This window comes from Waterburya sp. (assembly GCF_058530065.1).
Window position 1 is genome coordinate 1 of record NZ_JBZNBU010000275.1, and the last position, 10942, is coordinate 10942.

Genomic DNA, 10942 nt, shown 5'->3' on the forward strand with positions numbered 1-10942 from the left:
CGATGACTTTCAATTACACACAAGGCATCAAGAAACCAACTGTTTTCGACCCCAGAGGCATAAAAGTGGCTAAGATGCTCTAATCTATCTGCAGGCAAAAAACTTCTTATTTCATCTGTAATTTGGTGATAAGAGGAAGGAAAAGCAAGAGCCATGCCGACCAAATCATCACCATCACAGGCAACCAATGCGCTTTTATAAGTGTGGGGATAATTGTCATTTTCAATGCCGTCGGCTAAGACTTCAACAGGTGACATTCCAGAAATAAAATCGTGAAATAGGTATTCGACAACGCCACCAGAGGCAATATCTATCATTTCTGCTATTTTTTTGCTATCTTCCTTTTTTCCCTGACGGTATTTAATTGCCATCTGAGTTTCTTCTCTTGATAAATAGGATCTTTCAATTACATAATTGTTGCTTCACCCCATAAAACAGTGGAGATAGTATCATCGCCAGCTAACTCACCATCTTTGCTCTAGGTTAACATTGAGGTTCTAATGTAAAGCAGATGTAGATTTCGCTATTTTACTATTTTAAATTATCTTGAATCAGTTTCAGATTGTTAATACAGATAGAGTTATCCTCTTTAACAGAAATAATGCCTTGACGGCGTAATTTACCCATCAATCTGGTTACCGTAACTCTAGTAGAACCGATCGCACTACCAATTTGAGCGTGGGTTAAAGTATAGGGCAAACAACATTGTCGATCTTCATCTTGCGCTCCATATTCTTCAATTAATAAATGCAGAAAGCTCGTGAGGCGATCTATGGTGCGTCTTTGACCCAAAGCACTGAGCCATAATAACTTTCTTTGGTGTTGATCGCGGAAGGCTTCGTAAATCTCTTGACGAAAATTTGGCCAATTTTCTAAATCTTGCCAGTAAAGCCAAGCCACCTGAGTATAATCCACATGAGCGTAAGCATGAAAACTAAAGTCTTGATGAGACAGGATTTCAAATGGCTTCCCCGCGCCGATAAAACCGAGAAAAGTTTTTTCAATTTCTTCAGCAAATTCTGAATCCGACTCTGATAATGGTTTGGCAGAATTATTATCCGATTGATTTGTCGTTTCGCTAACCAAACGAACTGCACCTTGATTGACAAGATAGATCAGTTGGGGACGTACGGGAATTTGCTCATCTTTATTAAAAATACGATCTCGATAGTGGGTTTGCGCCCAGTCCATAATACTTTTCCAACTCAAATTTGAACTAGATTCCTCAGAGGATCGATCGGAAAACTGCATAAAATGAAGGCAAAATATAATATCAACGCATATTCGATTCTACATGGATAGCAATGTATCAAAAGAGACTTTTTTACATAAGTTTTTCTTACTACCACTTAGTCAAGAAAAAAAAACGATATCGATTGTAGATTTATTGAGATCGAAGCTGTTGTCAATTTTTGATTTATATCAACAACAGCAAAATATTGCTTTCTCTTATCAGTTTCCCCAAATAAGTATTCCAGTTAACATAGCTCTTTTGGACTCTGCTATTGATTCTAGAACCCTAAATCAGCAGGCGGATCGAGTTTTTTTTTCATCACAATCAAAGACTATTGTATATGCTTCCTCTATTATTTTAGTTATAGCTGCTTGTCTTAAAAAAGCACCTCAAATCATATTAGAAGAATGGGAAGATCTCTGGAATTTTCCCGCCAAAAATATCAATGCTACCTCTTATTTAAAGTTTCATATCTCTCTACAACAATCTGGTTGGGTCTATTTTTATTTATCAGAAAAATCGATCGCTATTTATCTTAAGCGATCGCTAAATTCATTTAATTTAAAAACTACTATTACTCTCCATTTAGCTTATAGTAAGGGATTTATTAGGGGGACAAAGGATTTATTTTCCCTACAATACGTACACGCTCGTTGTTGTTCTTTGCTAAGGTTAGGAGTCAGAGAAAAAATAATTCCCAATTATGATGCCCTAACTAGTTTAAATTGGCTTGACTCTGGCGATCGCCTGTACTGCCAAGAAGAAGCGGAAATTTATTTACTGCGTCAGTTATTTTTAATTACGGATTCTTTTACTCAAGAAGCAGTCAACTGGGAAAAATTAGCTAGTAATTTTAGTCAGACAATCATGGTTTTTGTAGCAGAATGTCGTTTTTTAGAAGCAGTAAGACAAAAAAATCCCGAAGTTGCGCTCGCCCGTTTGGGACTAATTGCTCTCTGTCAATATTGGTTACAAAGAATACTGACAGAAAAATTGAACCTTCCCGCACCAACAGAAATATAGACTGATTGCCTTTCTATCTTGCTTAAATTAAATCTAAAAAATATCTTTTCAGATTTATAATTGATGACACGCTGCAGTTAATAAATAACGTATAATTGCGTAAGTTTTGATTTATTGACTTTTAAAATAATACTTTCTTTATAGCGTGAAACTATTTGTTTATCATACTCCTGAAGATACTCCCAACGACAAACTACCAGATTGTGCTGTAGTAATTGATGTTTTGCGAGCTACTACTACGATAGCAACTGCCTTAGATGCTGGAGCAGAAGCAGTTCAGGCATTTAGTGACATTGAAAAATTGAAAGATCGATCGAACTCTTGGGAACCACATAAACGTCTCTTGGCAGGAGAAAGAGGAGGAGTAAAAGTAGAAGGCTTTGATTTGGGTAACTCTCCTCTAGCTTGTACTGCTGACGTTGTTAAGGGTAAAAGATTGTTCTTAACTACTACAAATGGAACTCGCGCTTTACAAAGAGTTGAACAATCTTCCTGCGTTATCACAGCTGCTCAAATCAATCGTCAAGCAGCAGTTAATTACATTTTAGAAACCCAACCAGAAACAGTCTGGATGGTAGGTTCTGGTTGGCAAGGAGACTATTCTGTCGAGGATACTGCTTGTGCTGGGGCGATCGCTCAATCTATCTTTCAGCAAAGCGATACTTCTCCTGTAGATTTGTTTGGCAATGATGAAGTAATTGGCGCGATCGCTCTTTACGAACAATGGAAAGATAACCTGTTAAATGTACTACGTCAGTGCAGTCACGGACAGCGTCTTTTAGGATTGAATGGAGATGAAGACCTAAAATATTGCTCTCAAACCGATATTCTGGATATCTTGCCCATTCAAAAAGAACCAGGGGTATTGGTCAGCCATCAGTAACTTTTGAAATTATCAATTAATTTTATTGGCTACTAGCGGGCAAAGACCAAATTTGACCCGCACCATCTGTCACTGCATGAGGACCTGAAATTATTGGGGAAGAAAAGCGAGATATTTGCACGTCATATATTTCATCAACTCCTGCTTGAAACTCTAAATTGCCGATAATTTTTGCTGCTGCAAGATCGACGATCGCAATCCCGCATTTCAATTCTCCATTCAAGCGATCGCTTAGGGGTAAATTGCCAAAAATAGCCGTTTCGCGAATTTTAGACAGACCGATAAAGGCAAAGCGATCGTAGATTGCCATCCCGCGAGTATAGCCTGGTAAAGAAATAATGGTTTCCTGCTTGCCAGAAGTAATATCTACTGCCACTAATTGCCCATGACCAGAATTAAGTACCAAAAGTTGACTGCCATAAATTCTGGGGGAATGAGGCATCGATAAACCCGATGCGATGGTATTACTGCTAGGCACTTCTAAAATACAGCCTCCACTTACCTTGTTGTCTCGCCAACCTCCTGGAGTATCTGTTTTATCCAACACCGTGACATATTGCGGCATTCCGCCCACCATTGCCACACCATTAAGATGACAGCGATCTTCGGGAGCAAGAGAACTGATAAATTTAGGTCGCCATTGGGGTAAAAAGTTATAACTATTTGTTAGAGTGCAAAGACAAGAAAATCTGGTATTGACGAACCATAATTCTTTTTTTCCCCAAGCTAAATCGTGAATGGAAATATCTCCCGTGTATTGTCCTCCTCTAGTCAGAAAACAAGCATTATAAGTACCAGAAGGAGCTATTTGAGGGGCTAAAGTAGCATCATTTCTGAGAAAATAAACCCAATCTTTGCCCCCTACCGCCATTTGAGTCGGACTAATGGCTATTCCCATCGCTCGTTGAAAATTGTGGAAACTAATATTAAGGTTGTGGTCAGCGACGTGTAATACTCCCAATTTTCCCGCTTGATAGGTAGAAAAAAAGAGGGAAATATTTAAACCCTGAAGAATATCTTGTAAATTATTACTATACTCATAGCGTACTTCTCGCAGATTTTCTTCTCGATCGCGGGGATTAGATTCATTCAAAGATTGATTCATAAAGTTCTGTTTGTGGATCTTCGTTCTTGTAATCGGCTCAAGCTTCAGAAAATATCAGAAAATAAATGTCTTGCTGTTTGTGATTCGCCGTTTTTAACGTTTAGATCTTGATACTGTAAAGCAGAATAGCTGCATCTCTAAGGATACCTATTAAATTGAGATTTTCTTGGACTTCGATGAATAAGTTTTTTGGCTTATGTTTTTCTCTCCATAAAAATCTATTAGTGCTATGGGATCGGACGATTAGCTTAACTTTTTATACTTTTTCTACATACCCTTAATTTAACTATTGATATTGCTATCACCTGATTTATTGCTACTTTATTGCTACAAATTACAAACTATCTCGAAGTTTTAAGCAATAAAATCCTTCATAATTGTATAAAACTACACTAATATTTATTTCCAAAATAGGTAACGATAATGATAATTGATGGAACTCCTCAGGACGATGATTTAATAGGAACTGAAGCCGATGATACTATTTCAGGTTTAAATGGAGATGATTTAATCTCGGGAGGGCTTGGTAATGACAGCCTTGAAGGTGGTAATGGAGACGATACCATTAATGGAGGAGAAGGCAACGATTTTATCAATGGTGGATCGGGTGACAATGTCCTCAATGGAATAGCTGGCGATGATGTAATTACCTTTGGTGCTGGCGAACATACTGTCAATGGTGGTTCTGGCAATGATAGTCTGTCTCTTGATTTTTCGGCTCAAACAGATGACTTTATTTTTACCTACAACGTATTTGAAGGTCTTAGTCCTGTATCTGAAGGCATTCTTGCAGGGACAACCATTGTCTCTATCGAGCAAGTTGAATTAATTTCTGGTTCGGGTAACGATCTGGTTGATATTGCAGCAGTCTCTCTTGACAGTGTAATTACTGGAGGCGAAGGAGATGACTCTCTTATCGGTGGTTTAGAAAACGATTCTCTAGAGGGAGAAGAGGGCAATGATACCTTCTTCGGTGGTTTTGGAGATGATGACATCGTTGGCGGAGCAGGCAATGATGCAGCCGTTTTCCAAGGGCTGGGTTCTGACTATGAAGTTATTTTAGGGGAAACTTCTATTTTAGTCACAGGAGGTCCTTTAGAAATTGAAATTCCTGTTGAAGAAGGAGAAGAGGGAGAAACAATAACTGTTCCTGTAGAAGAATTTTTTACTGATACTTTATCTGAAGTAGAAATTATTCTGTTTGAAAATGGTGAGGTAGTTGTAGAAACAGGAGAATTTATTCCTTTCGATCCTGATTCACCTGACAGCGAAGCAGTTCCTCTAATTACATCATCTTATTTAGGAGTCGATGAAGATGATATCCCTGTGTATAGATTTTCGCGCACAGATATTGAAACCCAGTTCTATACTACTTCTGAGATAGAAAGAGATATAATTTTAGATACTCTTCCTCAATATAAGCTTGACGGGATTTCTTTTGTGGGAGTAGCTCCTCCAGATGAAGAAGAAGATCCATTAACAGGAACTATTCCTGTATATAGGTTTTTTAATACTAGCACTGGAGTGCATCTCTATACAGCAGATGAAAATGAGCGAGCCTTTGTTGAAGATAACTTGGATAATTATGTAGCAGAAGGAACTCCTTATTATGGCTACGAGACTCAAGTTGAAGGAACTATTCCCTTGTATCGTTTTTATAATCAAAGCTTAGATGCTCATTTCTATACCCTTTCAATTGAAGAAAGAGACTTCTTTATTGAATCTCCTGATTATGAGCCAGAAGGGAGTGATGATGCCATTGCTTTTTATGTGGAACCTATCCCAGAACTATAAAATTTAGGGTACTACCTGTCAAACTCACGTCTACTGAGATTAATCGCTGAGCTTAAAATAAGTAAAAGCTAAGTATTTAATTTTTACTTAGCTTCTGTGTTTTCCCCATCCTCTTTATTTGACAAGGTTTTTAGTGAGTGAGATTCAAAATATCTTCAATCTTAGGCATATCTTCAATCGGAATTACCCTACCTTCATCTTCAAAATTCTCAATTTGGTCGAAGTTGAGATAACGATATAAATCTCCTTCAAAAGGTGCAATTTTTTCTTTCACAATTGCCATATATTCTTCCACTGTAGGAATTTTACCCAACAAAGCACAAACAGCAGCAAGTTCTGCCGAACCTAAATATACTTGCGCGCCTTTACCCATGCGGTTGTTGAAATTGCGAGTAGAAGTAGAGAAAACAGTGGCGTTATCTTCAACTCTTGCTTGGTTGCCCATGCAGAGGGAACAGCCAGGCATTTCCGTACGCGCCCCAGCAGCAGCAAATATGCCATAAATACCCTCTTCCCGCAGTTGTTTTTCATCCATGCGAGTGGGAGGACAAATCCATAGTCTGCCTTTAACTACTCCCGCACCTTCGAGGATTTTGGCAGCAGCGCGATAATGTCCGATGTTAGTCATACAAGAACCGATAAATACTTCGTCTACCTTGTCTCCCGCGCATTCAGACATTAATTTAACGTTGTCGGGATCGTTTGGTGCAGCAACTATAGGTTCTTTAATTTCATTGAGGTTAATTTCAATGGTGTCGGCATATTCCGCATCTTCATCCGCAGACATCAAGCTAGGATTAGCCAGCCATTGTTCCATCTTGGCTACGCGACGCATTAGAGTACGAGCATCTCCATAACCGCGAGCTACCATATTCTTTAGTAAAGCGACATTAGAACGCAAATATTCCGCTACCGTATCTTCGCTAAGTTTAATGGTACTTCCAGAACAAGAACGTTCGGCAGTCGCATCGGTAAGTTCAAATGCTTGTTCCACTTTTAAATCAGGCAAGCCTTCCATTTCCAAAATGCGCCCGTTAAAGACATTTTGCTTGTTTTCTTTGGCAACGGTTAGTTTACCCTGTTGAATGGCAGCCCAAGGAATCGCATTAACGATATCTCTCAAAGTTACCCCAGGCTGTAAGTCTCCCGTAAATTTAACCAAGACAGATTCGGGCATATCCAGAGGCATTACCCCTAATGCAGCAGCAAAAGCTACTAAGCCAGAACCTGCGGGGAAGGAAATACCCAAGGGAAAACGAGTATGGGAGTCGCCACCAGTACCTACAGTATCGGGCATCAACATTCTATTTAACCAGGAGTGAATGATACCGTCTCCAGGGCGCAAAGCTACCCCACCGCGAGTCGCAAAGAAGTCGGGGAGGTTTTTGTGGGTATCAATATCTACAGGTTTGGGATAGGCTGCGGTATGGCAGAAAGTTTGTAGGGTAAGATCGGCATTGAAACCCAGACAAGCCAACTCTTTTAACTCATCACGAGTCATTGGTCCTGTGGTATCTTGAGAACCAACAGTAGTCATAATTGGCTCGCAGGAAGTACCAGGACGCACCCCAGGTAAACCACAAGCTTTACCGACCATTTTTTGTGCCAATGTAAAGCCTTTGCCAGTATCTTTGGGCATTGAGGGGCGAGTGAAAACTTCGGATACAGGCAAGCCTAATGCTTCTCTGGTTTTATCGGTTAAAGCCCGACCAATTAATAGGGGAATTCTACCGCCAGCCCGTACTTCATCGATAATAGTGTCGGGTTTGAGATCGAAAGTGGTAATAACTTCGCCAGATTCGTTAGTAATTTCACCTTTGTAGGGATGAATGGTAATTACATCGCCAGTATTCATTTGGGCAACGTCACATTCGATAGGTAATGCCCCAGAGTCTTCAGCTGTATTGAAGAAAATAGGCGCGATCTTGTTACCTAAGATATAGCCACCTGCTTTTTTGTTGGGAACGAAGGGAATTTCTGCTCCAAGATGCCACAATACGGAGTTAATCGCCGACTTACGAGAAGAACCAGTACCTACCACATCGCCCACATAGGCTACGGGATGTCCTTTTTCTTTTAACTTAGCAATCGTTTCAATCCCGTCGGGCATTTTCGACTCTAACATCGCCAAAGCATGAAGAGGAATGTCGGGGCGAGTGGTAGCGTGGGGTGCGGGAGAAAGATCGTCGGTGTTGGTTTCTCCTGGCACTTTAAAGACATTTACGGTAATAGCTTCTGCGGGTTTATCGCGAGAAGTAAACCATTCGGCGTTTGCCCAAGAGTCAATTACTTGTTTGGCATAGGAATTAGTTTTGGATAGTTCTAAAACATCATTAAAGGCATCGAACACTAGTAAAGTTTTGCTTAATGCCTTAGCTGCTTCAGCAGCAATCTCTGTATCTTTTGACTTTAATAAATCTACCAGAGATTGAACGTTATACCCCCCCATCATCGTACCTAGTAGTTCCACTGCATAACGAGTAGAAATTACAGGACATTTAATTTCATCTTTGGCTACAGCAGTTAAAAAACCAGCCTTAACATAAGCAGAATCATCTACCCCAGGAGGAACTCTATCTCTAAGCAATGATAGTAACTCTTCTTTCTCCGCTTCTGGGGGATTTTTAAGTATTTCACATAATTCTGATGTTTGTTTTGCTGTTAAAGGTAATGCAGGAATGCCCATCGCCTCTCTTGGGGCAGCCTGTTTTCTATATTCTTCTAACATTTAGTAGTTCTCCTCTCTGTCTGTAGATTTATTACAGGATTTCTATTGTCTCATCGATTTCTATCTTCTTAAAACTTTATGCTTTAAGCTTTTGATTTGAATATTTTGATTTGAATATATTGTATGTATTTATAGAACGCCCAAGCTGTTCGATTGGTTGCTTTTTCAAGATCTAATGAGATATTGATATTTTGTTGTAGATAAGCTGTCAGGATTTAATTTGACGAGGGAGCCTGCGTCGTCTTACGGCGCAAAGGAACGCGCGAGTTGCTGATTGAGATGGACTGGAGGGCTAAGAGACTGGGAGGCTAGGAGAGGGTTTAATGGTCTATTTTTCAATGTAAAATTTAATACATCATTTTAATGAATAGTAACTTAAATCCTCTAGGTCTCAACCTCTATGGAATAGCTTTTCTTTTGCTATTTTTAGTGCGGTCGATCCTAAAAGTTAATCTATAGCCCATAATACTGAGAATTCAGTAGTTTCAATCCCAAATAGTTTAGCGATCGCGGTGAGTCAGTATGATTACGCAGTCAATGTAATTATTGCTACTTTGCTTTGGGTCATTATCTAAAAAATATCTTTCTGTATGTATATCTACTAGATAATATTTTGAAAATACAGAGCCGATGTACATTGCTAATTATTTAATATAGAATGTAACATTATGTAGTCTCTGTATCTTCAACTAGATTGATTAAAAAATCATGCAGAGCAAATGTACAATTCTTACAATAACCACTCTAATAGAAATTTATCCTTAGATGAAAATCAAGACAGTTGGGAAAAATTACATGATTTAAGATATTTGAATTTACAAAGCGATCGAGTAAACCAAAAAATTATCACCTTTCCCAATACACAAACTAATATCTTACCCAAGCGTATTATTGATATTGTATTTTCGATTGTATTACTTATTTTTATGAGTTTTCCAATGTTAATCATTGCTATTCTAATTAAATTAGACTCTCCTGGTTCAATTTTATTTAGACAAACTCGCGTAGGATTAAAAGGCAAAAAATTTCAAGTATGGAAATTTCGGACTATGGTTCAGAATGCCAGTCAAATTCAAAAGCAATTAGAAGCTAAAAATGAGTTTGAAGGAGGGATACTTTTCAAAATCAAAGAAGACCCTCGTGTTACCAAAGTCGGAAAATATCTTCGTAAATATAGTCTTGACGAACTACCTCAAATTTTTAATGTTTTACGAGGTGAAATGAGTTTAGTGGGTCCTCGCCCTTTACCCACAAGAGACGTTTTAAAATTTACCTCGGAGCATCATTTCCGTCATGAAGTAATGCCAGGAATTACTGGTCTTTGGCAAGTAAGCGGTCGTTCTGATAGCAATTCAGAAAGTTTATTTGAACTCGATGCGGCATATATTCAGAATTGGTCTTTAAGTTTGGATTTCAAAATATTACTACGAACCGTTAAAGTAGTTTTAAGTGGCAAAGGTGCTTATTAAATTCAGTCCTATAAAATAACTTTTAGAAAATCTTATGAATTCTAATACACATCTAGATGAATATCTCGATTTCCAGAAATATTGGATGGTATTCAAACGACGTTGGCAATCTGCTACAGCTATATTTATCACCATTGTTGGTTTATCTGTAGTTACAGCAATTTCTTTAGATAAAATTTATCAAGCTGAAGCTAAATTATTAATCAAAGTAGATCGCACTGCAAAACTTACGGGTTTAGAAAATGGAAGAGGAGAGATTGAAGGATTAACTACTGAAAGCGACCCTTTGACTACTGAAGCAGAAATTATAAGTTCTCGTCCTATAGTTAAAAAGCTCATACAGGAATTAGATTTAAGAGACGATGGTGGAGAACTTATAAAATACAAAGATTTTGCTGATAATTTAACAGTCAAACCAATTACTGGAACTGACTTGTTGGAAATAACTTATCTTGATACAGATCCAGAGTTAGCTGCCGTTGTGGTCAATAAAATAATCGAATTATACATTGAAGATCATCGGGTTAATAATCGCTCCGAAACATCTACAGCTAAAGAATTTATCGAGCAACAAATACCTGAAGTAGCAGCTAGTGTTAAAGAGGCCGAAGGACAATTACGCAATTTTAAAAATCAAAATCGTATTGCTAGTTTAGAAGAAGAAACTACAGCAAACATTGATTCCATATCGCAAATTTCTAACAAG

8 protein-coding genes and 1 pseudogene are annotated in these 10942 nt (G+C 38.4%); 5 read left to right on the forward strand and 4 right to left on the reverse strand.

All coding sequences use genetic code 11. From position 1 onward, the window contains the following. Positions 1-371, reverse strand: a pseudogene (locus AC33VI_RS16485) (GNAT family N-acetyltransferase); the annotation flags it as partial. 160 nt (positions 372-531) lie between these two features. Further along, positions 532-1251 (reverse strand): Crp/Fnr family transcriptional regulator, encoded by a 720-nt coding sequence (locus AC33VI_RS16490; protein WP_491783351.1) that lies wholly within the window; start codon positions 1249-1251, stop codon positions 532-534. Positions 1252-1402: 151 nt separating this feature from the next. Between AC33VI_RS16490 and AC33VI_RS16495 the strand changes: the two genes are divergently transcribed. Beyond that, positions 1403-2257 carry a hypothetical protein gene (locus tag AC33VI_RS16495; protein WP_491783352.1) on the forward strand — a complete coding sequence of 285 codons (855 nt, stop codon included), beginning with the start codon at positions 1403-1405 and terminating at the stop codon, positions 2255-2257. Positions 2258-2402: 145 nt separating this feature from the next. Beyond that, complete coding sequence (locus AC33VI_RS16500) at positions 2403-3140, forward strand: 2-phosphosulfolactate phosphatase family protein (protein WP_491783353.1); 738 nt, start codon at positions 2403-2405, stop codon at positions 3138-3140. A gap of 22 nt (positions 3141-3162) precedes the next feature. On the opposite strand, the gene AC33VI_RS16505 is transcribed toward AC33VI_RS16500, so the two are convergent. Then, positions 3163-4245: a TIGR03032 family protein gene (locus AC33VI_RS16505; RefSeq protein ID WP_491783354.1), complete on the reverse strand. Its 1083-nt coding sequence runs from the start codon at positions 4243-4245 to the stop codon at positions 3163-3165. A gap of 423 nt (positions 4246-4668) precedes the next feature. Between AC33VI_RS16505 and AC33VI_RS16510 the strand changes: the two genes are divergently transcribed. Next, positions 4669-6039: a hypothetical protein gene (locus AC33VI_RS16510; protein ID WP_491783355.1), complete on the forward strand. Its 1371-nt coding sequence runs from the start codon at positions 4669-4671 to the stop codon at positions 6037-6039. A 130-nt stretch (positions 6040-6169) separates the two neighbouring features. On the opposite strand, the gene acnB is transcribed toward AC33VI_RS16510, so the two are convergent. Beyond that, complete coding sequence (gene acnB, locus AC33VI_RS16515; protein WP_491783356.1) at positions 6170-8767, reverse strand: bifunctional aconitate hydratase 2/2-methylisocitrate dehydratase; 2598 nt, start codon at positions 8765-8767, stop codon at positions 6170-6172. Between the two features lie 719 nt (positions 8768-9486). On the opposite strand from acnB, the gene AC33VI_RS16520 reads away from it, so the two are divergent. Together AC33VI_RS16520 and AC33VI_RS16525 are read left to right on the forward strand one after the other, a co-directional pair. Continuing rightward, positions 9487-10236, forward strand: coding sequence for a sugar transferase (locus AC33VI_RS16520; RefSeq protein WP_491783357.1), 750 nt, complete (start codon positions 9487-9489; stop codon positions 10234-10236). 34 nt (positions 10237-10270) lie between these two features. Further along, positions 10271-10942, forward strand: a 672-nt coding sequence (locus tag AC33VI_RS16525; protein WP_491783358.1) for a GumC family protein, incomplete at its 3' end; no start/stop codon positions are given.

Coding starts and splice junctions, on each gene's coding strand:
- AC33VI_RS16505 (WP_491783354.1), bottom strand. CDS start 4,245: ATGAATCAATCTTTGAATGAATCTAATCCCCGCGATCGAGAAGAAAAT.
- AC33VI_RS16520 (WP_491783357.1), top strand. CDS start 9,487: ATGTACAATTCTTACAATAACCACTCTAATAGAAATTTATCCTTAGAT.
- acnB (WP_491783356.1), bottom strand. CDS start 8,767: ATGTTAGAAGAATATAGAAAACAGGCTGCCCCAAGAGAGGCGATGGGC.
- AC33VI_RS16510 (WP_491783355.1), top strand. CDS start 4,669: ATGATAATTGATGGAACTCCTCAGGACGATGATTTAATAGGAACTGAA.
- AC33VI_RS16490 (WP_491783351.1), bottom strand. CDS start 1,251: ATGCAGTTTTCCGATCGATCCTCTGAGGAATCTAGTTCAAATTTGAGT.